The sequence below is a fragment of the Microbulbifer sp. ABF4_148 genome, from assembly GCF_056158985.1.
The window spans coordinates 996,800-1,020,084 of record NZ_JBSWUI010000001.1; the positions used below are offsets into that span (position 1 = coordinate 996,800).

The window sequence follows — 23,285 nt, forward strand, 5'->3', positions numbered from 1 at the left end:
GCGAGATTGGTAAAACCGGGGTGTCGGAGAGTGGCGCATTTTAACCTGTTCGTCCCCTATCGTCAGCGGGGCATTTCAGCAAATGAATGTCGGGTCATATTCTGCCGGAGCTGGCGGGTGCCCGGTGGGCTCGGACGCAGCTGTGATCGTGTATACTGCCGCCCTTTCCCGACTCGGCAGCCTTTGCGCGCCAAGTCCGAAGGATAATGTACGGATCTGGCTGGCAGCAGCCCGGTTGAACGGGCAGCAGATGCCTGGCCGATAGGATCCGCCGGTCGCTAACCATATAAAGAAGGGGGCGAAGTGGACTTTTTCGTCTTTATGAGTGAACAGTGGATGCTGGTGAGTCTGTTGGTCATCCTGCTCTATGCATTTGTGTTTCTTGAGCGTTTCAAGGCAGGGGTGCCCGCCGGTGTGCACGAGGTCACTCGCATGATCAACAGCGATGGCGCCTGTGTGCTGGACGTGCGCGACAAGAACGATTTCCGTGCTGGCCACATCGTCGACGCGGTGAATATCCCCCATGGAGAGGTTGCCGATCGCCTGGGCGAACTGGAGCCACACAAGGACAAGACTGTCATCGTCGCCGACAAGATGGGCCAGCATGCCGGTGCGGTCGGGCGCCTGCTGAAAAGCAAGGGCTTCGAGGTGCGTCGCCTGCAGGGTGGCATGACCGAGTGGAGCGGCCAGAACCTGCCGCTGGTCAAGGGCTAATTACCGGACCGCTGGTCCGGGGAAAGAGTGGTACCCGCTATGCCTGAAGTAGTCATTTATACGACCCGTTTCTGCCCCTTCTGTGTGCGGGCCAAATACCTGCTCGACAAGAAGAAGGTGAAGTACACGGAGATATCCGTCGACGGCAATCCGGCATTGCGCGCGGAGATGACCGCCAAAGCGCGGGCGCGCACCGTCCCGCAGATCTGGATTGGCGACTATCATGTGGGCGGCTGTGACCAGCTGATGGCGCACGAGCGCAGCGGCAAGCTCGACCAGTTGCTCAAAGAGCAGGCCTGACTGGGCCCGGGCAACAAAAGCGGCAATTTGCGCGCGCGGCCCCTTGAAATGGTTTGGGGCGGCCCCATCTGCTTAAGCATACAGGGAGTCTTTCTCAGGGAAGGCATACATAATTCAACGAATATCAATGACAGGCAGTAACATGGCTGAAGAACAGAACGGCGCAGCAGCAGCTGGCGCAGAAGCCCCCCAAGTCCAGTTCGCAATGCAGCGAATCTACCTGAAAGACCTCTCTTTCGAGACCCCGATGGGCGCAGAGGTTTTCAAGAAGCAGTGGCAGCCCCAGGTTAACCAGGAGCTGAACACCAAGACCGAGAAGGTAGACGAGGACCTGTACGAGGTCAGCCTGACCCTCACCATCACCGTTAACCTGGGTGAAGAGACTGCGTTCCTGGTAGAAGTGAAGCAGGCCGGTCTGTTCGCTATTCAGGGCCTCGAAGGCCAGCAGCTGGCGCAGGTACTCAACACCGCCTGCCCGAACATGCTGTTCCCGTACGCCCGTGAAGTGGTCGACAATGTCGTGACCAAGGGTTCTTTCCCTGCCCTGATGCTGCCGCCGATTAATTTCGACGCGCTGTTTGCCGCTGCCCTGCAGCAGGCCGCTCAGCAGGCCGAGGGCCAGCAGGAAAACAGCGACGCCTGATCTTTCGGCGCGCTGATCTCAAAGGCCCCTTTATGGGGCCTTTTTGCGTTCAGGGAGGGGAGTTTTGTCAGATCGTCCGGAATCGGTCCTGAAATGGGACTTGCCGCAGCCGTTTACCCAGCGTGTCATCGTCGGGCCCGAGCATGTGGATGGGCTGCATCACGCCAATAACATCGAGTATGTGCGCTGGTGCGAGCAGACGGGTTGGGGGCACAGTGTCGCGCTGGGCATGGACCTGCCCGCCTATCAGGAGCTCGACCGTGGCATGGCAATCCGTCACGCCGAGTACGACTATATACTGGCCGCGAGGGAGGGGGATGCGCTGGTGTTCGGCACCTGGCTCACCGAGGTGGATGGTCGCCTCAATATCACCCGGCGTTTTCAGGTGTTTCGTGAGTCCGATGGTGCGTTGATCCTGCGCGCAAAGTGGCAACTGGTGTGTATCGAGCTTTCCAGCGGCCGCCCGCGGCGCATGCCGCCCATCTTCCGCGAGACCTATGGCGCGGCAGTGGTGAGTGAACCGACGGCGACATCGACGTCGTAATCTGTTGGGCTCCCGTACGCGGGGCAGCACAAAACCGAGGTTGGATAACCATGAGCGAATCCTTTGAAACCCTGACGCGCAATACCGGTGCCCTCGAGGGGCGCACGATTTTTATTACCGGCGCCAGCCGCGGCATTGGCCGGGCGATTGCGCTCAAGTGCGCTGAAGACGGGGCCAATATCGTGATTGCGGCCAAGTCTGATGAGCCGCACCCGAAACTGCCGGGTACGATCCACTCGGTGGCGAAAGAGGTGGAATGCAAGGGCGGCAAGGCGCTGGCGCTCAAGGTGGATGTGAGGGACGAGCAGCAGGTGTCGGATGCCCTGGCCAAGGCGGCCGAGACATTTGGCGGTATCGATGCAGTGGTGAACAATGCCGGCGCGATCAACCTGACCAATGTGGCTGCGACGCCCCCGAAGCGCTACGACCTGATGCAAAGTGTGAACAGCCGTGCGGTCTATCTGACGGCGCATCTGGCCATGCCGTACCTGAAACAGTCCGATAACGGGCATATCCTGAGCCTGTCGCCGCCGCTCAATATTGAACCCCGCTGGGTGGGACCCTTTGCCCCCTACGCGTTGTCCAAGTTTGGTATGACCCTGCTGAGTATGGGCCTGGCGGAAGAGCTGAAGGAAGATGGTGTTAGCGTGACCACCTTGTGGCCGCGCACCATTGTGGCCACGGCCGCGATCGAGTTTGCGGTGGGCAACCGCGATATGTTTGAACAGAGCCGCACGCCGGCGATTATGGCCGATGCGGCGTATGAGATTCTCTCGACCTTCGGTGGCGAACTCACCGGCCGCCAGATCCTCGATGAGGATCTGTTGCGCGAGCGCGGCGTCGAAGAGTTTAAGGGCTACGCGCACAATCCAGACAATGCCGAAGCATTGATGGTGGACCTGTTCGTCGACCCTTGAAGATTTGCAGTACAGGCTGACCGGGGGGAAAGCCATGAGTGATGACCGGAACGAGTTCCAGAATGCGCTGGGTGAACTCGGTGATGTAAAACCACTGGTGCGTGAGCGCAAAGTCGCGCTGAAGAAAGAAGATGCCAGTGACAAGCTGAACCTGCGCGCGCGGCGCGAGGCCGCCACGGCCGAGACCCAGGCGGAATTGAATCCGCTCGGCGGTGAATTTGTCGAGCCAGTGGATCCACGCGATCCGCTGGAGTTTAAACGCGATGGAGTGCAGAACGGCGTCTACCGCAACTTGCGGCTTGGCAAGTATGCGCTGGAGGCGCGGCTCGATTTGCACCGGCATACGGTCGAAGCGGCGCGCCGTGCGGTGTTTGAATTTATCCGCGATTGTGTCGAGGCGGACATTCGCTGTGCGTTGATTACCCACGGCAAGGGCGAAGGACGCAAGCAGCCTGCTCTGCTGAAAAGTTGTGTGAATGCCTGGTTGCCCCAGCTCGACGAAGTGCTGGCCTTTCACAGTGCGCAGAAACCCCACGGCGGCCTCGGAGCCACTTACGTACTGCTGCGCAAGAGTGAGCGCAAGCGACAGGAAAACCTGGAGCGTCACCAGCGTCGCTGGTAGCGCCTTAAATTGGTTCAGAAGCGCACGATCAAATTGCCCTGCACCAGTTCCCGATACTCGGCCCGCAAAACATCGCGGCCTTCGTTATAGTCCAGGGTTTCCTGGCCGACACCCAGTTCCAGCAAGACTTCTCCTCTGTGGTTGCGCAGCGCAGAAAAGCGCAGGCTTGCCATGAGCGAGCTGACCTGGGCCCAGTCATTGGTGTCGATAGACTCATACACCTCGGCCGCCACGGAGAACCTGTCGCTCAACCATAACTCCGCAGTGCCGCCAAAACGCAATGCGGGTTGGTTGTAGCTGCTACCCAGTTTTGTCTCGACGGCGATGACGCCCGCGGGTACATCGCCGGTAAATATCCCGTCGATCTGTCCTGTAAACGTTGGCTGGATCGCAGGATCATTGAGCGATGGCATGGCAACTGGTGGCAAGACTTCCAGATCAAACTCTACATCCACGACCGCCACTTCGACGCCCGGTGCCAATTGCAGGCGCTTGCCGGCAATGTCGGTGTCCAACACGTATTGGTAACCGAAGCGATATAGATCCAGATCTGTTTCAGAGTGGGCGGGTATCGCAATGGGCGCAGCAAAAATATTGGAGGGTGCGGTGGCGAGATTCGAGGGGTAGCGTCCTTGCCAGAGGTCAGTGGTGTTGCCATCCAGACGTGTACGATCATACCCAAAAGAAAAACGATGGTGGCGATAGTCATAGCGGCCACGCAGGTTGTACTGGTCGAAATCGTCTTCCCCAAGGGCGGAAAAGGAATTGATTGGAGGGCCGCCGAAGGGCTGGTCTGGGCGCACGCCGATGACGCCATTGATGTCCCCATCGGTATAGCCGATTGCGATTTCGCGGCAGAAATTATCTGACGTGGCGTCGTTCGGATAGGCGAGGCTGGCAACGCATAACGAAGTGATCGCTACCGCGATCACAGGGATAATGAGTGCAGGCTTTGGCACGTTGTGGGCTCCTTCCCGTTTATTGCGAATGTACGGAAAGGTGTGGCTGACTTACAGCCTTCGGTCATTACAGCAAATTACAGTGAGGGTATCGGTGTCATCGACTTGCAATATTGCATCGTTAAACTGCACGCAGATTACGGAGACGCGCTTGTCCCGAAATCATTCTTCTCTTTTGAATTTCGTTCTTTGAATCGCTGAATGACAGCGGCCCCTGGGGCCGCTTTTTTTATGGGTGCGCGGAGCGATACGCGAGCTGAAAGGCGGGTCGCAAGGCCGTCACGGCCAAATACGAAGGTGTCGCTTGTCGGTAGTGTTCCGCTGCGGCCTAAGTGTTTACTTGGGCATTTCTTCCGCGCGGTGGAATTCGATCTGAATCGCACCGGCGTCTCCGGTGAGAATCAGCGTATCGCCGCGGATTTTCAGCTGATCGGTTTGCGGCAGTGCGCGCAGGAAATCTTTTTCCAGCTCGCTGCTGTCGCGGGGCCCGCCCATGCTCGATACCCGCGGTGACTTTGGCCAGCGCAAGGCGCCATCATCTGACAGCAGGAAGCGACCGGTAAACGGGTTGGCGCCTGCGCTGCCACGCACAATGCCGCGATCATCACAGGTCAGGTAGGGGCGGTCGCGCCAGAGTTTGCGCCAGAACAGGCCGGTATCGTGCTCACGGCCATCGACGGTAAGACTGTGGAGCATCCACGGATATTCACACAGGGTGGAAGCGGCCACCTCGTCGGTGTCCGCGCGCATATTTTGTGGGTCCGCAGAGTCCGCACCCAACATGCCGCATCCCTGTACGAAAAGGCTGGCGGCCAGGGATAGCGCAACCAGCGAAATTCTCTCGAATGACATAGCGTTATCTCTTTTACTGCAAGAGATTTAACCCCATTGTCGCCCAGCAATCTGTGGCGGGGTTCAAGCTGTGGAAACTTTTACGGCGACGACTTTACATACTCGAGGTAAATGTTGCCAGACGGATCGCGCAGGATCAGTCGCGAATCGCCCGATTTGGTGAACGCCTGGCGCGTGCCGGACAGGGCGCGCAAATAGGTCGTCTCCTGCTCCATCAGTGGCGGCGGCCCCGCCATCTTGGTGGAGACAAAGCTCGCCGTATCCCAGAGCAACAAACCATTCTCGGTCACCTGCAGCGCACCACCATAGGTATTGATGCCACTTTTGCCCATCACTCTGCCTTCGTTGTTGCAGAGGAATGTAAAATCGCTCAGTCGCTCAATGCCCACTACCTCACCATTGAGGCGCAGGCGCTTCAGCTCCCATTGATTGCCGCACACGCTACTGATGTTCCCCGCTGACTGGGTTAGCTGGGGTTCGTCATTGCCCACGCCAATACAGCCACTGATTACGATGGCCAGCCCTGCCAGCCACAGCTGCACTACCTTGCTCATGCCCACACTGCTCCCTGTCTCTGCTATCCCCGTTCCCTGGGGTGACTGTTTGCCGATCGCGCGTCACGACAATGCGCCCGCCACTTCCAGCGGGGCCTGATTGAAGCTTAGTAGTTCGCAGGTGCCCTCAAGACGCTTTTGGCGCCAAGCTATGCTTTGGGAGTGTTTTCGCCGTTTGTCGCCACAGGGAAAGGGTCACATGCTCAGACGCACCAAAATTGTCGCCACGCTGGGGCCGGCAACGGACAAAGCTGGCGTGCTCGAGCAGCTTATCGGTGAGGGGGTGGATACCGTTCGCCTCAATTTCTCCCACGGTGACGCGGACGATCATCGCCGCCGCGCAGAGCGGGTGCGCAGTGAGGCCGCCCGTCAGCGCCGCCATGTGGCGATTCTCGGTGACCTGCAGGGCCCCAAAATTCGCGTGGGTAAATTCAGTGAGGGGCGGGTGCAGCTGGAGCCCGGCGCAGAATTTGTGCTGGATCCCCACTGGACTGCCGGTGGTGGCAACGTGGAGGGCGTGTCGGTCGACTATCCCGATCTGTCCAGGGACTGCAAATCCGGGGACCTCCTGCTGCTGGATGACGGTCGCCTGCGGTTGCGCGTCGAACGCGTTGCCGGCGACGCGCTGCATACCCGCGTGGAAGTGGGCGGCTGGCTTTCGAACAACAAGGGTATCAACAAAAAAGGCGGTGGCCTGACTGCGCCGGCGCTGACCGCCAAGGATCTGCGGGATATCAAGGTCGCCGCCGAGCTGGAACTCGACTACCTGGCGGTGTCGTTTCCCCGTGATGCCGCGGACATGGAACATGCACGCACCCTGCTGCGTAACGCCGGTGGCACCGCCCACCTGGTGGCAAAGATCGAGCGCGCCGAGGCGGTCGCAGATGAAGCGCATCTGGATGCGCTGATTCGCGCCAGTGACATCATCATGGTGGCGCGCGGTGACCTCGCCGTGGAGATTGGCGACGCCGAACTGATGGGCGTGCAGAAGTATCTGATCAAGCGTGCGCGCCATTTGAATCGAGTGGTCATCACCGCCACCCAAATGATGGAGTCGATGATCTCCAGCCCGGTGCCCACGCGCGCAGAAGTGTGTGATGTCGCCAACGCGGTACTGGATGGCACCGACGCAGTCATGCTGTCGGCGGAGACAGCGGCCGGGGATTATCCGGTGGAAACCGTTGCGCATATGGCCGACGTGATTGTCGGTGCAGAAAAGCATCGTATCCGCCGGCGCCCGCCCAGGGCGATGCAGGACAATTACCCCGCGGGTGATGCCTGCATCGCCATGGCGGCGATGACCATCGCCAACCACTGCCGCGATATTCGCGCGATCATCTGCCAGACGGAAACCGGCAATACCGCACGCTTGATGTCTCGCGTACGTGCGGGCATCCCGATTTTCGCCTTCTGTCGCCATCCCGCCACCTGCAACCGCGTGGCGCTATACCGCGGCGTACACCCGGTACTGAAATCGGTTGAAGGGATGGATGCCGTCGCCCGGGATCGACAGGCGATTGCCTACCTGATGGAGCACGAACTGATACAGCGTGGGGATTCGGTGCTGATCAGTCGCGGTTACCATCAGGATATTGGCGGCAGTACCGATACCCTGCGCATTGTCGAGGTAGAATAACCCCGTTCAGGAGCGTACGCAGCGCACCAATATCTTGCTCTCCAGCTCCTGCTCCATGCAATGGAACTCTTTGCCGTTCAGGGAAAGGGTACTGGGAATTCCTGCGGGCTCGGTTGTGGTGGCACAACCGGCAACTCCTGTCGCCAAGGCCGCAACCAGCAGAATACAGCATAACTTCTGCACGTCGCTTACCTCATTGGTGGGCGGGCGACCCGGTGGGCGCCACTTGTTGATTGCCTTTTCTTCAGACTAGGGGAATCAGCTGACAGGATGAGGCTTGGCGCGCCAATTTGTGCGGTTATGCGCCGGCCCTCCCTGAGGACGGCGTGGAAAACCCGTGACGCAGAAACAAAAAAGCCGCGGTCATTACTGGCCGCGGCAAAGGTTTTGCTCAAAGCGATGGGAGCCGAGGAACTCCCGCTTGATGCAATTTCTGAGAGAACTTAGAAGGTGTAGTTACCGGTCAGCGCGATGGTGCGCGGCGCACCGTAGAACGCCGTATCGAATGGGCCACCGAAGTTGTAGCCAGCGATACGATATTCCTCATCTGCCAGGTTCTTACCCTGCAGGCCGATGTTCCAGTTGCCGTCCGGGCTGTAGTAAGTCGCGGTCAGGTCCACCAGGGTGTAGGCGTCCTGATCGAGAATGCTCGGCTGTTCGAAGATCTGGGTATCGGAACGGTAGGAAACCGAAGGTACTACCACCATTTCGCCACCGGCGACCGGCATGGACCAGTTCAGCTGAACCATCGCAGTGGTGTCCGGCGTGTTCTGCATGTCGCGGGTATCGGAGATATCCATACCGCCGGAGATAAACTCGACAAACTCCGCGTCGACCCAGCCCAGGTTGGCATTGGCAGACAGGTTGTCAGTCATCGCCAGGGAGAGTTCCAGCTCGATGCCCTGAATGCGGGACTTACCTGCGTTGAGTACGTCACCGGCGGTAGTGCCGTCGTCCAGCAGGCGCTGGGTGGTCAGCTGCATGTCGGTGTAGTCGGCACGGAACAGGGCACCGTTGAGGCGCAGGCGATTATCCAGTGCGTCCAGTTTCCAGCCCAGTTCTGCGGTGCGTACGGTTTCCGGCGCGTAGCCTTCGGTGGTGAGCGGGTTGCTGGTGGCAACACCGCGCATGTCGAAGCCGCCGCTCTTGAAGCCAGTGCTGTACGCGGCGTACATCATTGCGTCTTCACTGATCTGGTAGTCGACGCCAATGCGCGGGCTGAACTCACCCCAGGAATCGCTGTTGGTGTAGTCGGTACGTACGGCCAGGACAACGGGGTCCGGGGTATCGGCGTAGTACTTGTCGTGGGACAGCTCGCTACCGAGGCCCAGCAGCACTGCGTTGTAAACGTCTGCAGATTTTTCGTCGCGGGTATAGCGGCCGCCCAGGTTCAGGTTCCACTGGTCGGCGAACTGCCAGTTGTAGTGCGCGTAGGCAGACATGCTTTCGGTGTCTACCGCACCCAGAACATTCACAGTGATGCCATTGCCTTCCAGAACCGCATCGTAACCACCGGCGGCGGTGCCGTCGTAGTAGTAAATGCCGCTCACCAGATCCGCGTTCTCACCCTGCCAGATCAGCTGGAATTCCTGGGTGAACTGCTCGTCGTCGTAGTACGCCGGCACGTCGAAGCCCGCTGCCTGTACGCTGTCGAAATCGATCACGGTTTCGGTTTCGCCTTCACGGCTGGCAGTGACAGACTTGACGGTGATGCTGTCGGACAGCTGCCATTCCGCGGTCAGGGACATGCCACTGGTTTCTACCAGGTTGTCCGCAGGCAGGTTGGACTGGGTATCGTAGACACTGTCGAGTACGGCCTCACCGCCAAAACCGGTGCCGAAGCGATGACCGTGCTTGGACGCGGAGTCGTCGGTGGTCTGGTCAGCCGCGAAGCGGATGAACAGGTCGGCGTTCGGGGAGTATTCCAGGCTGACGCGTGCCGCGAGGATATCTTTGTTGTACTGGTCTTCGCCGGTCACCAGGTTTTCACCGAAACCGTCGCGGTTAAAGCTGGCGATCGCCGCACCGATGTTCAGGTTTTCGGTCAGGCCGGTGGAGGCCTTGATCTTGAGGTCGCGCTGGTTGTAGCTACCCAGGCTGGAACCGATGGACACTTCAGTGTCGCCGGTCATTTTCTTGGTGACATATTTTACTGCGCCGCCAATGGTGTTCTTGCCGTACAGGGTACCCTGCGGGCCGCGCAGCACTTCGATGCGCTCCACATCGAACACATCCATCACTGCACCCTGCGGGCGAGCGATGTAGACGTCATCAATATAGATACCAACACCCGGCTCGTAGCCCCACAGCGGATCCTGCTGGCCGATACCGCGGATAAAGGCGGTCAGGGTGGAGTTGGTGCCGCGGCTCACCTGCAGCGTGGTGTTGGGAGAGAGCTTCTGGATATCGGTCATGTCGACGATACCGTTCTCTGTCAGGGCGGATTCACCGATGGCGGTCACGGCTACCGGTACTTCCTGCAAAGACTGCTCACGTTTCTGGGCGGTCACGGTGATCTCTTCGAGGGCCGCATCGCCATAGGCAAAAGTGGTTCCGCATGCAGCGAGGACGCCGGCAGCGAGGGGGTGGAACTTGATTGGTTTCATAACGGTTCTCTCCATTCACCAAATTATGGTTTTTATATAGGTATCGCTGGGTACCCACTGTAGCCACTTTGGAAAACCCTGCCTGTTAGACCAAGGTATGACGCTATGGCCCGCCGGGACAGGGGACAAAAAACAACCGCTGGGGTATTGTGGGATGGCGACTCTGGAGAGGGGTCGCATCGAGAGATGTACCTCAGCCAGCAACTGCCCGGCTGGGCACAAGAATAACGAAGGTGAACTCAATTGTTTAGCTTGACGTCGCTGGCTGTAGTTGGGCTGGCGTATCTGCTGCTGCTTTTTGCCATTGCCTTCTGGGGCGACCGGGTGCCCGCCGTGCGCCTGCGCCCTGTCAAGCCGCTGCTGCTCGCGCTGGCCGGCACCTATACCAGCGCGTGGATGTTTTTCGGAACACCGGCCCAGGCCATTGAAGAGGGCTGGCTGGTGCCGCCCACCTTTGTCGGTGCCACCCTGATGCTCGTTGTGGGTGCGCCGCTGCTGGCCCGTTTCGTGCGCCGCGCCAAACAGCAGGGTTCTACATCGATCGCCGATTTTATCAGCGCACAGTACGGTGGCTCGCAGTGGCTGGCAGGCGCCGTTGCCGTGCTCGCGCTCGTCGCAGTGTTGCCCTATCTCGCCTTGCAGTTGCGTGCTGTCGCGGATGGATTCCTTCTTTTATCCAATAGTGTAGAAATCAGTTCTTCACTACTCACGGCGGTAGTCAGTGTGACCCTGGGACTGTTCGCCCTGCTGTTTGGCACCCGCCATATTGATAGCAGTGCCCACCGCAATGGCATGTTGCTCGCGGTGGCGTTCGAGGCGCTGATCAAAATCGGCGCCTTTGTGGCGGTTGGCTGGTTCGTCATGAACGGTGCGTTTGATGGCGGAGCGGATTTCGCCCGCGCCGTGCTGGCCAGTGAGCGGGTCGAGCAGCTCGCGGCGAGCCGGCCCGCCGACACCGGCTTCCTGGCGGTGGTGGTACTGGGCATGGCGGCGATGTTCTGCCTGCCGCGCCAGTTCCATATCCTGATGATTGAGAGCGATGGTGAAAAGGATATCGGCACCGTCCGCAAGCTAATCCCGGTATACCTGGGCATTCTCGCGGCGGCCATCGTGGTGGTGGGCTATGGCGGCCTGCTGTGGCTGCCGGACTCTTATGGCAATCCGGAGCGTTTTGTTCTCGGGATTCCGTTAGAGAGTGGTTCACCCACCCTTGCGTTGCTGGCCTTTGTGGGCGGGCTGTCGGCGGGCTCGAGCATGGTGATCATCGCCACCATCGCGCTGTCGACCATGATTGCCAATACCATGATCGTGCCCTGGTGGGTGCAGCGCCTGCAGGCGCGCCCGCAGAGCCAGATGCTCGGCTCCGACCTGCGTCGTGTACGCCGGGTGATTATAGCCATGGTGATGCTGGCGGCGTTTGCGGTGAATGAGTGGATTGGCGCGGGGGTCCGGTTGGGTACCTTCGGCTTGCTGTCGCTGGCACTGGTGGCGCAACTGGCGCCGGCCATGGTTGCGGCCATTTTCTGGCCCAAGCACTGGATGCGCCTGCGCGCCAGCGGGGTGCTTGCAGGGCTCTTCGCCGGTTCCTCCGTGTGGGCGCTGTCGGCGCTGCCGGATGCCCTGAATACCACCGACCAGATTGCACTTGCCCTGCAGCTGGAGTGGAGTGCTCTGTCGATCACCTGTGTGTTTGGCCTCGGTGCCAACATGCTGGCACTGCTTGTGGTTTCCCTGCTGCAAAATCGCTTGCGCCCGCAGTCGGGCTCTGAAGACGAAGGCCCGGTGGATCGGGCGCAGCTGCGCGAACTGCTGGCGCGCTTTATTGGTGAGGAGGCGGCCGGTCGTGCCCTGCAGGCACTGGAAGAAAAAACCGGTAGCGGTTCCGAGATGCCGGCGACCAGCTACCGCGAAACGGTCGAGAAAGTCCTCGCCGGTATTGTCGGGTCGACCACCGCACGCCGGCTGGTGCGCCAGTACAGCGGCGCGGACGCCAGTGCGCAAACCCTCGAGCAGGCGTCGGCCATCTACCAGTTTGGCCGCGGCCTGCTGCAGAGCAGCATCGATAATATTGACCCGGGTATTTCGGTGGTTGATGCGAACCTCAACCTGGTGGCCTGGAACCGACGTTATATCGAGTTGTTCAATTACCCCAAAGAACTGATTTATGTCGGCCAGCCGGTAGCCGAACTGGTGCGGTACAACGCAGGTCGCGGAGAGTGCGGCCCGGGCGAGGTGGAAATGCATGTGCAGAAGCGCGTGGAGCACCTGCGCGCAGGTACGGCCTATCGGGTGCAGCGTCACCGCACCGACGGCACCGTACTGGAGATTCGCGGTAACCCGATGCCCGGCGGTGGCTTTGTTACTACGTATACCGATGTGTCCGACTACCAGCGTGCGCTGGCCGAGCTGACCGATGTGCGTGACTCGCTCGAACATAAAGTAGCGCGGCGCACCGCAGAACTGCAGCAGCTGAATAGTGAGCTGCATGCGGCGAGCGCCGGCAAGACCCGTTTCCTCGCCGCGGCGAGCCACGACCTGGTACAGCCGCTGAATGCCGGGCGACTTTTCCTCGACGCACTGGGTGGACGCCCGCTGGATGAAGACAGCCGCCACTTGCTGGGCCGTGCCGATCGCGCACTGGCTGCGGCGGAGCAGCTGATCACCGACATGCTGCAGATTGCCCGCATGGATGCCGGTGATATTCGCCCGAACCTGCAGCCGCTGGCACTGGACAGCGTGCTCGACGACGTTGTGGCGCAGGCGCGCCTTGCGGCCGAGGCCAAGGGCATTGAGATTCGCTACCGGCCCAGCAACGCCTGGGTGATGTCCGATGAAAAAATGCTGCGGCGGGTGATGCAGAACCTGCTCGACAATGCAGTGAAGTACACCCGTGGAGGTGGCGTGCTCGTGGTCGCGCGTCAGCGCCGTGGGGCCGTATCACTCGAGGTCTGGGATACCGGTATCGGGATCGAAGGTGAGCAGCAGCAGAATATTTTCCGCGAATTCTGTCGGCTTGGCTCTGCCGAGCGTGAGCACGGTTATGGACTGGGCCTGGCAACGGTGGAGCGCCTGTGCCGCTTGCTGGATTCTCCCATCAGCCTGGCTTCCCAGCCTGGACAGGGCAGTGTCTTCCGGGTGCGTTTGCCCGCGATTGCGGAGCGAGACCGCGCCGCATTGCCGACGCGCCTGCCAACCCGCGCGCAACGGGCGCTCAAGCTCGATGTCGTGTGTGTCGATAATGAACCCGCCATTCTCGAGGCCATGCAGGTGCTGATGGCCGGCTGGGGGTGTCGGGTGCAGTGTGCCGGCGGTCGCGATCAGGCCCGGCAGTTTGCCCAGCCCGATCTGTTGCTGATGGATTTTCACCTGGACGATAACCAGGATGGCATCGAGCTTGCCGAGGAGTTGATGGCCGGATGGGGGCGCGAAGTGCCCTGCATCATCATTTCTGCGGAGAACACTGACCAGGTCAAGCGCCGTGCCCTGGATCGCGGCTGGCAGTTCCTGCAAAAGCCGCTGCGTCCGGCAGCGCTGCGCGCCCTGCTGCAGGCCAGCCAGAACCGCGTGGCCGAAAAAGAACAGGTCGCAACTGCGACCAAGGTCGTATAGCGGGGGGAGGCACCCCGTCGCACCCTGTGGGTAACGTCCGATAAAACCAAATTAGCGATGATCAAGCTGAGAAAATAATGAAGAAATATATTCTCGAAATCCTGATGTTCAGCGCCTATGCGCTGTTCGCCGCGTCCTGGGTCTCCGGGGCGATGTTAACCCCCACCATTCAGTCCTCTTTTGGCGAGTCCGGGATGGCCAATGCCTCGATCGGCAGCAGCCTGATTACCGCCGCTAAAATTATCGGTAACCTGGCCGCCGCCCTGGTGCTGACGCGGCTCGGTATCAAGCGTGCCTTCAGCTTGTCACTGGTGCTGATCGCCGCGGGCGGTCTGGGTGCACTGGCGGGTGATTACACCGGCTGGCTGCTCTCACGCCTGGCGCTGGGTCTGGGTGGTGCGCTGGCGATCGTGTACTTCAACCCGGTGGTCCTGCATTACTTCTCCGCCGAGGAGCGCCCGCTGATTAATGGCATCAATGCCGCGGCGTTCAATACGGGTAACCTGCTCGCGCTACTGAGTACCACCGTGTTGACTGCCTGGCTGGGCAGCTGGTCTTCGGTGGTGGCGCTGTATGGTGTGATGGTGATTGCGCTGCTGGTGCTGTGGTGGCTGTCCGCCGAAAACTTTGAACTGGGTGGCGGCGCTGCGCAGGAAGGCGAAACCTATACCATGAAGCAGGGTTTCTCCGAATCCATCAACTGGTGGCTGCCGCTCGCCTACAGCGGCATCCTGTTCTGTTATATCGCCGTGTTTGCCCTGTTCCCGCTGATCGATGGCTTCGCGGTGGCTTCGCATCATCTGTCGGCGGTGATGATTGCCGCGGGCATGGCCGGTACGGTTGCGGGCATTATGCTGACCAAGCGCTATCCGCTGCGTCTGCCGGTGCTGCGTTACGCGGGCCTGGCACTGGTGCTGTTTGCGTCTCTGATGGTGGTCACCACGAATCCGTTGATGGCTTACAGTGCGGCTGCCCTGGCGGGCTTCTTTATGTTCCTGCCGATGACTGCGCTGGTGACCTTGCCGCAAGAGCTGCCGGGTATGACGCCGGCACGAATCACCGTTACCTTCGCCATGTTCTGGTCGATTTCCTACTGTATTGCCACGGTCCTGAATCAGGTTGCCGGCACCCTGGCCGACAGCACGGGCAACCCTGCATGGGCGGCTTACCTCGCGGTTGCCTGTTCTTCCACGCTGTTTATCTTCTCGTTCCTGCTACCGGAAAGCGGTAAGAAAGCGGACGTGAAACCGGAAAGTGCGGAGGCAGAAAATGCGACAGCTTGATCCAAATCTCGCCGAGTGGCTGGAGGGGGTAAATGCGCTGGTGGCGCAGGCGAAGGCCGCTGGCGTCGAGCCGACCCCGATTACCGCCCGCGAAGGGCTGGCCAATTTGACCGCGGGTTTTGTGACCGCGGTGCAGGAAGGTGTCACAGCGTTTGAAACGGTGGTGCCCGGTCACCAGTATGCCGTGCCGGTGCGCGTGTACACACCGGACACTTTGACTGCGGGACCGTCGATTATTTACAGCCACGGTGGCGGTCACATGGCGGGCAGTGTCACGGTCTACGACCCGATTTGCCGACGCATTGCCGCGCAGTGTGGGCGGCGGGTGATTTCCATCGATTATCGACTGGCGCCGGAAAATCCGTACCCCGCTGGCCTAGAGGATTTACTGGCCGTGGTCCGTGGTTTGGGCGCGGTACTAAAAAACAAGGGGATCGAGCAGGAAGACCGCTGGATCCTCATGGGGGATTCCGGCGGCGGCGCCATGACCGCGAGCGCCTGTGGACTGCTGCAGCACCAGCTGCACACGATTGCGGCACAGGTTCTGGTTTACCCCAGTCTCGACTACACCATGTTGCAGCCCTCTATCGAAGAGAACGGCAGTGGCTACCTGCTCGAAAAGGGCAAGATTGCCTGGTATTTCGATAACTATTTTCAGGGCGCGGAAAATCGCCGGGAAGCGTCGCCGCTGTACTGGGACTTCACTGCGCAGATGCCAAAGACCCTGATGGTGACGGCAGAATTCTGCCCGTTGCGGGATGAGGGGCTGCAATACGTTGAAAAATTGCAGCACGCCGGTGTGCCGGTGGATAGCCTGCATTTCGATGATATGGTGCACGCATTTGTGAACATGGAGTCCATGGTGCCCGAGGCCTGTGCGCGCTTCTATCGTCACGTCGCAGAGTTTGTTGCGGGCGTAGAATAATCGTTGGCCCCGGAGCACATCCGGGGCCGTCTTTTCCTGAAGATGCAGGTTTGCGGTGGAGTATTTCCTGGCGGCGTGGTCCGACGTGGGTCAGGTCTGCACCAGGGTCTGGGCCTCGCGGATCAGCTGCTTGCGATCGCGTAATTCCAGTTTGCGCAGAATCGCCGTCACATGGCTCTTCACCGTTGGCTCAGTAATTTGCAGGTCGTAGGCGATCTGTTTATTGAGTTGTCCCTGCGCAATCATATGAAAAATACGCAGCTGCTGCGGGGTAAGCAGGGCAAGGCGACTTTCCAGTGCGCCCGCAGAGGTGTCTTCCAGGGCTTCGGCGCTGAACCATTGCTCGCCGGCCAGCACCGACTGGATGCATTCGGTAATTTCTTCCGGGCGAGCGGTTTTGGAGAGGAACCCGCTGGCGCCGAAAGCGGCCGCCTGCTGGATAACCGCGGTGCGATCACTGCCGGAAACCACCACAACCGGCACGCCCGGAAAGTCATTGCGGATTTGCGCCAGCCCGTTGAATCCCTCGGTGCCGGGCATGTTCAGGTCGAGAAGCAGCAAGTCCACTTCCGCACTGCGCAGCTGTGCCAGGGTTGAGGCAAGGTCTTCGCTTTGCAGCAGCTCACCGGGTTCGCCGGACTGGTTGAAGAACTGTTGCAGAGTGGTCGCGAGTGCATCGCGATAGAGGGGATGGTCGTCGGCAATCAGAAGTCGGTAGCTCACAGCGCACCACATGTCACTTTTTTTATCGGGGGACAGTGTAGCGTTTCCTGTCATGCTTGTGACCAGTCAACTGTGAACGCAAGGACAGCGCGGTTCAGCAATCATTGAGCGGTCCAGCCGCCATCGATCGGCATCGATGTGCCTGTGATGGTGCTGGCAAAGTCGCCACACAAGTAAAGTACCAGCTCGCCAATGGCCTGCGGTGAGGTGGCGGTGGGCATTGGTTGCTTGGCGCCGACCAGACGTGCGCGGGCACTGTCGAGATCTTCGTTGTGATCCCGCGCGAGCTGCTCGATTTGCGGCTCGATGAGCGGTGTCTCCACCCAGCCAGGGCAAATGGCATTGGCGGTGATGCCACTTCTGGCGTTTTCGAGCGCAGTGACTTTGGTCAGCCCAATCAGGCCGTGCTTGGCAGCGCAGTAAGCGGCTTTCTGTTCGGACGCGACCAGGCCGTGTACCGAGGAAATATTCACAATGCGTCCCCAGCCCGCCTCCCGCATCGCCGGGATCAGCTCGCGGCTGAGGAAAAACGCGGAGCTCAGGTTAATCGCCAGAATATTGTTCCACTGGGCGCTGGGAAAGTCGTGCAGGCTGGCTGTGAACTGGATGCCGGCATTGTTCACCAGGATGGACGGGTTGCCGACCGCTTCGCGGGTTTCGGCAACCAGCTGGGTACAGCCCTCTTCAGAGGACACATCAGCGCGGCTGAAGCCACAGGGTACCCCGTGGGTTTGGCTGAAATCCTGCTGGAGTGCGCTGCCCTCGGCTTCACTGATCAGGCCATGCAGCATGATCGGGTGACCGTTGGCGGCAAGCGCATGGGCGATGGACAGACCGATACCACTGGTGGAACCGGTAATCAACGCTGGCTTTTTATTATTGTCCCGCTGCACAAATAACTCCCGCGGCTGTTTTGCAAACTCTGCAGCCAGTTGGTTTGGACCGGCTGACTGCAGAGCTTCCTTGCTCGATTTTGCAAAATCCTAGCAGCGACGGGAGTCGTGGTCTGTATGACCAAAGTATGAGGATTGCTGATTAACGGCGCCGTCCGCGATGACCGCCACCATGGTGACGTCCTCCGCGATGTCCTCCTGCACGATGGGAGCGATGTGCTCCGCCGCGGTAGCGATGACCGCCGCCGCGATGGTAACGGTGCCCACCGCCACGATGGTAGCGATGCCCGCCACGGTGGTAACGGTGCCCGCCGCGGTGATAACGGTGACCACCGCGATGATAACGGTGCCCGCCATAGTAGCGATTATGGCGATAGTAGCGATAGCGCGGCGCATAACCGTAGTAACGGTAGCGCGGGTAGTAGCCACCATAGCGATAATAGCGCGGCGAGGAATACCGCAGGTATACCGAGCTGGATGGATAAACGTAGGGTGAACTTGAATAGTAACCACCGGACGAGTAGTAGCCGTCGGTTGCACAGGCACCCAGGGTGAGTGCTGCACAAACCGTGACTGCAATAAGCCCGGTTCTCAGGAGTCTGCTCATGACAATATCTCCAGTTTTAGAACGTCCGGGATGGCATTCCGTGCGGCCTCCAGTGCCGCTCGCCAGTGGGTTTCAAAGCGGGGCATCGAGCGGTGCCCCATTTTGATCGTGAAATCGATTGGTGAAGGCGTCCCGCTTATCGCGGCCGCGGTGAGGTATGCGGATAGGGCTCGCGATAATGGTATTGCGGCGCCATATGGCGATGGGACGGGTAGGGCCGATAGAGACCGCCCTGCCAGTAGTAATTGGGGTGACGGGTGTTGTGGCAGTGGCCACCGCGGTGGCAGTGGTAGTAGACCCCGCTGGACCGGTAGTAGCTACTGGGATGGTGGGTGCTGCTGTAGCTGCTGCCACTGTAACTCGTGTAGCTGGTCTGGTTGCTACAGGCGGATAGCACTGCCGTGCAAACAACAATAACGGCCATGCCAGCAGCTCGCCTGCCGGCAGTCGAAGCGATGAGCGGCTTCATTGTAAGACCTCCGCGCCTTTGGCGGGTAAAACGTCTTTAATGAGCCTAGCAGCTGTGGCGCACTTTTCATTTTTATCTGGGGATTTCCGGTCACCGGCGCGGGTTGCGCCGGTGCCGGTGTGTGGGAGCGGATCAGGCTTGCTCGCTGGTGCTGGGTAGCAGGCTGTTGGCGACCAGGTTGAGATAGCCCGCCTCGGCGAGCACCTGCTTGGCATGCTCGATATCCGGGGCAAAGTAGCGGTCTTTATCGTAGAAGGGCACACGGGCGCGCAGGGCGGCCTTGGCTTCCTCCAGCTTGCCGGTGGACTTCAGCGGCGCGCGGAAATCCAACCCCTGGCAGGCGGCCAGCAGCTCCACCGCGAGGATGCCGCAGGTGTTGTCGGCCATGTCCCGCAGGCGGCGTCCGGCAAAGGTCGCCATCGACACATGGTCTTCCTGGTTGGCGGAAGTTGGCAGCGAGTCGACACTGGCCGGATGGGCCAGGGACTTGTTCTCGCTGGCCAGGGCCGCGGAGGTGACCTGGGCGATCATAAAGCCCGAGTTCACCCCGCCGTTGTCCACCAGGAAGGGCGGCAGCCCAGACAGGTTGGAATCGATCAACAGCGCCATGCGGCGCTCCGACAGCGAGCCGATCTCGGCCAGTGCCAGGGCAATATTGTCCGCGACCATGGCGACCGGCTCCGCATGGAAGTTACCGCCGGAAATAATGTCGGAATTGCCGGGGTGCTCCGGATCGGTAAAGACCAGCGGGTTGTCGGACACGCCGTTGGCCTCCGCCAGCAGCACTTCGGCCGCAAAGCGGATCTGCTGCAGGCAGGCGCCCATTACCTGTGGTTGGCAGCGCAGGGAGTACGGATCCTGGACTTTCTCGCAGTGCTCGTGGGAGGCCCCGATTTCACTGCCCTCACCGAGCAGGTCGCGATACGTGGCGGCCACGTCGCGCTGGGCTTTCTGGCCGCGCACGTCGTGAATGCGATCGTCAAACGGGCGGCGCGAGCCTTTGGCGGCCTCGAGTGTCAGTGCGCCGGTTACCACGCCACCGGCAAACAAATCCTCGGCGGCAAACATACCCAGCAGGGCAAAGGCCGTAGACGCCTGGGTGCCGTTCAGCAAAGCGAGGCCCTCTTTGGGCGCGAGCACGATGGGCTCGAGCCCGGCCCTGGCCAGGCCTTCGGCTGCGGGCTTGCGTTCGCCGTCGACAAAACACTCGCCTTCGCCGAGCAGTACCACACTCATATGCGCCAGCGGGGCCAGGTCACCGGAAGCGCCGACGGAGCCTTTCTCGGGAATCGCCGGGAACACGCCGGCATTGACCAGTTTCATCAGGGCTTCGACCACCAGCGGACGTATGCCGGAAAACCCGCGCGCGAGGGAGTTGATTTTCAGCACCATCAGCAGGCGCACGGTGGCCGCATCCATAAAGTTACCGGTGCCGGCCGCGTGGCTCAGGACAATCGCGCGCTGCAGGTTCTCGAGGTCGTGTTGCTCAATACGGGTATTGGCCAGCAGGCCAAATCCGGTGTTGATGCCGTAGACGGTACGCCCCTCATTGATGACCTGCGCCACCGTTCGGGCGGAGGCCTCGATGGCCGGGTAAGCACTCTGTGCAAGCGACAGCTGTACAGGTTCGCGTGCGACGCGACGCAGCTGCGCCAGGCTGAGCTGGCCGGGGGTAATTTCCAGTTGGTACATAGTTCTCTTCACCAAAAATAGTTATGCGAAAACGGGGGCGGCTTATTCGCAGTCGTCGAACAGCGTTTTCTATCAGTCCTTCAGCATCGGCAGGTCGAGGCCCTGCTCGCGGGCACAGTTCTTGGCGATGTCGTAACCCGCATCGGCGTGGCGCATGACGCCGGTTGCCGGGTCATTCCAGAGTACGCGCTCGATCCGCTTGCGCGCGGCTTCGGTGCCGTCGCACACAATGACCACGCCGGAGTGCTGGCTAAAGCCCATGCCCACACCGCCACCGTGGTGCAGCGAAACCCAGGTGGCGCCACCGGCGGTATTCAGCAGCGCGTTGAGCAGTGGCCAGTCGGAAACCGCATCGGAACCGTCCATCATGGATTCCGTTTCGCGGTTGGGACTGGCGACAGAACCGGAGTCGAGATGGTCGCGACCGATCACCACCGGTGCTTCCAGTTCGCCATTCGCCACCATTTCGTTAAACGCCAGTGCCAGGCGCGCGCGGTCCTTCAGGCCAACCCAGCAGATACGTGCGGGCAGGCCCTGGAACTGGATGCGCTCGCGCGCCATGTCCAGCCAGTTGTGCAGCTGCGGGTTATCCGGGATCAGCTCTTTTACCTTGGCGTCGGTCTTGTAGATATCTTCCGGGTTGCCGGACAGCGCCGCCCAGCGGAACGGGCCGATGCCCTCGCAGAACAGTGGGCGAATGTAGGCGGGTACAAATCCGGGAAAATCGAACGCGTTCTCGACGCCTTCCTCAAAGGCCATTTGGCGAATGTTGTTGCCGTAGTCGAGGGTGGCGGCACCGCGGGACTGCAGGTCGAGCATGGCCTGCACCTGGATGGCCATGGATTTTTTGGCTTCCTTGACGACCAGTGCCTCATCGCGCTGGCGCATCTCGGCGGCCTGTTCCATGGTCCAGCCTTTGGGCAGGTAGCCATTCAGCGGATCGTGGGCGGAGGTCTGGTCAGTGACGCAGTCCGGGGTGATGTTGCGCGCGACGAGTTCCGGGAATACATCGGCGGCGTTGCCGAGCAGGCCGACGGATACCGCTTCGCCTTTTTCCATCGCGCTGTTGATGATGTCCATGGCTTCGTCGAGGCTGGTGGCTTTCTTGTCGACGTAGCCAGTGCGCAGGCGGAAGTCGATGCGGGTCTCATCGCACTCCACGGCGATCATGCAGAAGCCGGCCATGGTGGCCGCCAGTGGCTGGGCGCCGCCCATGCCACCGAGACCGCCGGTCAGGATCCATTTGCCTTTGGGGTCACCACCAAAGTGTTTGCGCGCGACCGCCGCAAAGGTTTCGTAGGTACCCTGCACGATGCCCTGGGAGCCGATATAAATCCACGAGCCGGCGGTCATCTGGCCGTACATCGCCAGGCCCTTTTTATCCAGCTCGTTAAAGTGTTCCCAGGTCGCCCAGTGCGGGACCAGATTGGAGTTGGCCAGCAGTACCCGGGGTGCGTCGGCGTGGGTCTTGAAGACGCCGACCGGTTTGCCGGACTGCACCAGCAGGGTCTCGTCGTCCTCGAGGCGCTTCAGCACTTCGACGATCTTGTCGTAGCACTCCCAGTCGCGCGCGGCGCGACCGATACCGCCGTAGACCACCAGGTCTTCCGGGCGCTCGGCCACATCCGGATCCAGATTGTTCATCAGCATGCGCAGCGGGGCTTCGGTCAGCCAGCTCTTGGCATTCAGGGTCGTGCCGCGTGGGGCGCGGATCACGCGGCTCGGGTCGTGGCGTTTATCGGTCATGGTCACCTCGTCAAAATGGACGGTGGCTGGCCGGGGTCGCCGGTCAGCCTTGTTGTCAAAACGATGCCGGGTTGTGCCCGGCGTCGATCAATTTTTCATGGTTAAAAGCGCAGCTGAGCGCCCAGCCGGTAGCGGCTGCCCGGGTGTACCAGGCGCGCAAAGCTGACTATGCCGCTCTGGCTCATCGTGCGGCGCCAGACCTGCAGGCAGGCGCTGCCGGGGGCGATATCCAGCGCTGCGGCAACGTCGGCCTCCGCGCTGATGGCCTCAACGGTAGTGTCCGCTTCGGTCAATGGCGCCACCCGTGTCAGGTAGGCATTGGGGGTGCCTTGGGAAAAATCCTGCTGCAGATATTCCGGCGCCAGCGCCGGATTGGTGAAGCGCTCTTCCCACTGGATCGGGACATCGTTGTCACAGTGCACGATGACCGAGTGGTACACCTGGCTGCCGTCCTGCAGCCCCAGCGCCAGCGCGACATTGGCCGGCGCGGTCAGTGCGTCCAGCTGCAGGATCTGGTTGCTGTACGCGTGGCCGCGGGCGGATACCTCATCGGCGATATTGCGTACCTCCAGCAACGAGCCGGCGGGTACCGGTTCGGCGACAAACGTCCCCAGCCCCTGGGAGCGTACCAGCACTTTTTCATCGGTGAGCTCGCTCAGCGCGCGTCGTGCGGTCATACGGCTGACCCCGAATTGCTGGGCCAGCTGGTTCTCGGAGGGCACACGCGAATGCACCGGCCAGTCGCCAGCCTCGATCTGCTGGCGAATGTGCCGTTTGATGGCCAGGTAGCGGGGCTCCTGGGCGCCGGGGTTGGCTGGGCTACTCATGACTGCGCCAATCACACTCTCTAAGAGAACTCTGAGAAATTTTCACTTGTATATGCTTGTATATACAAGATAATACTATGGTGATCTCGCGGTAGCCTGTCAAGGCGTGGTGTGCCCTGCAGGCCTATGGCGCCGGACCCTCCGGTACCGGTTGCGGTTATTGG

General features: G+C 60.6%; 22 protein-coding genes. 10 read left to right on the forward strand and 12 right to left on the reverse strand.

Features of this window, described 5'->3' with window-relative positions; translation table 11 throughout:
- Nucleotides 1-303: 303 nt before the first annotated feature.
- From ACXAD0_RS04370 to smrA, 6 genes are all read left to right on the forward strand, one after another.
- A complete protein-coding gene (locus ACXAD0_RS04370) occupies nucleotides 304-714 on the forward strand; it encodes a rhodanese-like domain-containing protein (RefSeq protein WP_475087131.1) in 411 nt (136 codons plus the stop codon).
- Nucleotides 715-753: 39 nt separating this feature from the next.
- Nucleotides 754-1,014 carry a glutaredoxin 3 gene (gene grxC / locus ACXAD0_RS04375; RefSeq protein WP_475087132.1) on the forward strand — a complete coding sequence of 87 codons (261 nt, stop codon included), beginning with the start codon at nucleotides 754-756 and terminating at the stop codon, nucleotides 1,012-1,014.
- A 127-nt stretch (nucleotides 1,015-1,141) separates the two neighbouring features.
- Nucleotides 1,142-1,657: a protein-export chaperone SecB gene (secB, locus tag ACXAD0_RS04380; protein ID WP_475087133.1), complete on the forward strand. Its 516-nt coding sequence runs from the start codon at nucleotides 1,142-1,144 to the stop codon at nucleotides 1,655-1,657.
- Nucleotides 1,658-1,721: 64 nt separating this feature from the next.
- A complete protein-coding gene (locus tag ACXAD0_RS04385) occupies nucleotides 1,722-2,201 on the forward strand; it encodes an acyl-CoA thioesterase (protein ID WP_475087135.1) in 480 nt (159 codons plus the stop codon).
- Nucleotides 2,202-2,251: 50 nt separating this feature from the next.
- Nucleotides 2,252-3,118 (forward strand): SDR family oxidoreductase, encoded by an 867-nt coding sequence (locus tag ACXAD0_RS04390; protein ID WP_475087136.1) that lies wholly within the window; start codon nucleotides 2,252-2,254, stop codon nucleotides 3,116-3,118.
- A 34-nt stretch (nucleotides 3,119-3,152) separates the two neighbouring features.
- Nucleotides 3,153-3,740, forward strand: coding sequence for a DNA endonuclease SmrA (smrA, locus tag ACXAD0_RS04395; protein WP_475087137.1), 588 nt, complete (start codon nucleotides 3,153-3,155; stop codon nucleotides 3,738-3,740).
- Nucleotides 3,741-3,754: 14 nt separating this feature from the next.
- Here smrA and ACXAD0_RS04400 read toward each other — a convergent pair whose 3' ends face one another.
- From ACXAD0_RS04400 to ACXAD0_RS04410, 3 genes are all read right to left on the reverse strand, one after another.
- A complete protein-coding gene (locus ACXAD0_RS04400; protein WP_475087138.1) occupies nucleotides 3,755-4,699 on the reverse strand; it encodes a hypothetical protein in 945 nt (314 codons plus the stop codon).
- 336 nt (nucleotides 4,700-5,035) lie between these two features.
- Entirely contained in the window at nucleotides 5,036-5,551 is a 516-nt protein-coding gene (locus tag ACXAD0_RS04405; protein WP_475087139.1) for an META domain-containing protein, read from the reverse strand.
- A gap of 80 nt (nucleotides 5,552-5,631) precedes the next feature.
- Nucleotides 5,632-6,105: an META domain-containing protein gene (locus tag ACXAD0_RS04410; RefSeq protein ID WP_475087140.1), complete on the reverse strand. Its 474-nt coding sequence runs from the start codon at nucleotides 6,103-6,105 to the stop codon at nucleotides 5,632-5,634.
- A 199-nt stretch (nucleotides 6,106-6,304) separates the two neighbouring features.
- On the opposite strand from ACXAD0_RS04410, the gene pyk reads away from it, so the two are divergent.
- Complete coding sequence (gene pyk / locus ACXAD0_RS04415; protein ID WP_475087141.1) at nucleotides 6,305-7,741, forward strand: pyruvate kinase; 1,437 nt, start codon at nucleotides 6,305-6,307, stop codon at nucleotides 7,739-7,741.
- Nucleotides 7,742-7,747: 6 nt separating this feature from the next.
- Here the strand turns inward: pyk and ACXAD0_RS04420 are convergent, their stop codons facing one another.
- Nucleotides 7,748-7,924 carry a hypothetical protein gene (locus ACXAD0_RS04420; protein ID WP_475087142.1) on the reverse strand — a complete coding sequence of 59 codons (177 nt, stop codon included), beginning with the start codon at nucleotides 7,922-7,924 and terminating at the stop codon, nucleotides 7,748-7,750.
- A 260-nt stretch (nucleotides 7,925-8,184) separates the two neighbouring features.
- Nucleotides 8,185-10,347 carry a TonB-dependent receptor gene (locus tag ACXAD0_RS04425; RefSeq protein WP_475087143.1) on the reverse strand — a complete coding sequence of 721 codons (2,163 nt, stop codon included), beginning with the start codon at nucleotides 10,345-10,347 and terminating at the stop codon, nucleotides 8,185-8,187.
- Nucleotides 10,348-10,590: 243 nt separating this feature from the next.
- Here ACXAD0_RS04425 and ACXAD0_RS04430 point away from each other — a divergent pair, with 243 nt between their 5' ends.
- The 3 genes from ACXAD0_RS04430 to ACXAD0_RS04440 all read left to right on the forward strand — a co-directional run bounded on the left by ACXAD0_RS04430 (nucleotide 10,591) and on the right by ACXAD0_RS04440 (nucleotide 16,164).
- On the forward strand, nucleotides 10,591-13,956 hold the full coding sequence (locus ACXAD0_RS04430; protein ID WP_475087144.1) for a hybrid sensor histidine kinase/response regulator: 3,366 nt from the start codon (nucleotides 10,591-10,593) through the stop codon (nucleotides 13,954-13,956).
- Between the two features lie 77 nt (nucleotides 13,957-14,033).
- A complete protein-coding gene (locus ACXAD0_RS04435) occupies nucleotides 14,034-15,239 on the forward strand; it encodes an MFS transporter (protein WP_475087145.1) in 1,206 nt (401 codons plus the stop codon).
- Nucleotides 15,226-16,164: an alpha/beta hydrolase gene (locus ACXAD0_RS04440; protein WP_475087146.1), complete on the forward strand. Its 939-nt coding sequence runs from the start codon at nucleotides 15,226-15,228 to the stop codon at nucleotides 16,162-16,164. The genes ACXAD0_RS04435 and ACXAD0_RS04440 overlap by 14 nt, the downstream gene beginning before the upstream one ends.
- Before the next feature lie 90 nt (nucleotides 16,165-16,254).
- On the opposite strand, the gene ACXAD0_RS04445 is transcribed toward ACXAD0_RS04440, so the two are convergent.
- The 7 genes from ACXAD0_RS04445 to hutC form a co-directional block, all read right to left on the reverse strand.
- Nucleotides 16,255-16,887 (reverse strand): response regulator, encoded by a 633-nt coding sequence (locus ACXAD0_RS04445; protein WP_475087147.1) that lies wholly within the window; start codon nucleotides 16,885-16,887, stop codon nucleotides 16,255-16,257.
- A 101-nt stretch (nucleotides 16,888-16,988) separates the two neighbouring features.
- Complete coding sequence (locus ACXAD0_RS04450) at nucleotides 16,989-17,780, reverse strand: 3-hydroxybutyrate dehydrogenase (protein ID WP_475087148.1); 792 nt, start codon at nucleotides 17,778-17,780, stop codon at nucleotides 16,989-16,991.
- Nucleotides 17,781-17,922: 142 nt separating this feature from the next.
- Nucleotides 17,923-18,387, reverse strand: a complete 465-nt coding sequence (locus ACXAD0_RS04455; RefSeq protein WP_475087150.1) for a hypothetical protein — start codon at nucleotides 18,385-18,387, stop codon at nucleotides 17,923-17,925.
- A 136-nt stretch (nucleotides 18,388-18,523) separates the two neighbouring features.
- The gene (locus ACXAD0_RS04460; protein ID WP_475087151.1) at nucleotides 18,524-18,856 is read right to left on the reverse strand and encodes a hypothetical protein; all 333 of its coding nucleotides are present in this window, start codon (nucleotides 18,854-18,856) and stop codon (nucleotides 18,524-18,526) included.
- Between the two features lie 132 nt (nucleotides 18,857-18,988).
- On the reverse strand, nucleotides 18,989-20,548 hold the full coding sequence (hutH, locus tag ACXAD0_RS04465; RefSeq protein ID WP_475087152.1) for a histidine ammonia-lyase: 1,560 nt from the start codon (nucleotides 20,546-20,548) through the stop codon (nucleotides 18,989-18,991).
- A gap of 72 nt (nucleotides 20,549-20,620) precedes the next feature.
- Nucleotides 20,621-22,294 carry a urocanate hydratase gene (gene hutU / locus ACXAD0_RS04470; RefSeq protein WP_475087153.1) on the reverse strand — a complete coding sequence of 558 codons (1,674 nt, stop codon included), beginning with the start codon at nucleotides 22,292-22,294 and terminating at the stop codon, nucleotides 20,621-20,623.
- Nucleotides 22,295-22,395: 101 nt separating this feature from the next.
- Entirely contained in the window at nucleotides 22,396-23,121 is a 726-nt protein-coding gene (gene hutC, locus ACXAD0_RS04475) for a histidine utilization repressor (RefSeq protein WP_475087154.1), read from the reverse strand.
- Nucleotides 23,122-23,285 lie beyond the last annotated feature (164 nt).

What these genes read in the sequence shown, in the direction of transcription:
- grxC (WP_475087132.1), top strand. Translation starts at nt 754, where the DNA reads ATGCCTGAAGTAGTCATTTATACGACCCGTTTCTGCCCCTTCTGTGTG.
- secB (WP_475087133.1), top strand. Translation starts at nt 1,142, where the DNA reads ATGACAGGCAGTAACATGGCTGAAGAACAGAACGGCGCAGCAGCAGCT.
- ACXAD0_RS04390 (WP_475087136.1), top strand. Translation starts at nt 2,252, where the DNA reads ATGAGCGAATCCTTTGAAACCCTGACGCGCAATACCGGTGCCCTCGAG.
- smrA (WP_475087137.1), top strand. Translation starts at nt 3,153, where the DNA reads ATGAGTGATGACCGGAACGAGTTCCAGAATGCGCTGGGTGAACTCGGT.
- ACXAD0_RS04405 (WP_475087139.1), bottom strand. Translation starts at nt 5,551, where the DNA reads ATGTCATTCGAGAGAATTTCGCTGGTTGCGCTATCCCTGGCCGCCAGC.
- ACXAD0_RS04410 (WP_475087140.1), bottom strand. Translation starts at nt 6,105, where the DNA reads ATGAGCAAGGTAGTGCAGCTGTGGCTGGCAGGGCTGGCCATCGTAATC.
- pyk (WP_475087141.1), top strand. Translation starts at nt 6,305, where the DNA reads ATGCTCAGACGCACCAAAATTGTCGCCACGCTGGGGCCGGCAACGGAC.
- ACXAD0_RS04425 (WP_475087143.1), bottom strand. Translation starts at nt 10,347, where the DNA reads ATGAAACCAATCAAGTTCCACCCCCTCGCTGCCGGCGTCCTCGCTGCA.
- ACXAD0_RS04435 (WP_475087145.1), top strand. Translation starts at nt 14,034, where the DNA reads ATGAAGAAATATATTCTCGAAATCCTGATGTTCAGCGCCTATGCGCTG.
- ACXAD0_RS04440 (WP_475087146.1), top strand. Translation starts at nt 15,226, where the DNA reads ATGCGACAGCTTGATCCAAATCTCGCCGAGTGGCTGGAGGGGGTAAAT.
- ACXAD0_RS04455 (WP_475087150.1), bottom strand. Translation starts at nt 18,387, where the DNA reads ATGAGCAGACTCCTGAGAACCGGGCTTATTGCAGTCACGGTTTGTGCA.
- ACXAD0_RS04460 (WP_475087151.1), bottom strand. Translation starts at nt 18,856, where the DNA reads ATGAAGCCGCTCATCGCTTCGACTGCCGGCAGGCGAGCTGCTGGCATG.
- hutH (WP_475087152.1), bottom strand. Translation starts at nt 20,548, where the DNA reads ATGTACCAACTGGAAATTACCCCCGGCCAGCTCAGCCTGGCGCAGCTG.
- hutU (WP_475087153.1), bottom strand. Translation starts at nt 22,294, where the DNA reads ATGACCGATAAACGCCACGACCCGAGCCGCGTGATCCGCGCCCCACGC.
- hutC (WP_475087154.1), bottom strand. Translation starts at nt 23,121, where the DNA reads ATGAGTAGCCCAGCCAACCCCGGCGCCCAGGAGCCCCGCTACCTGGCC.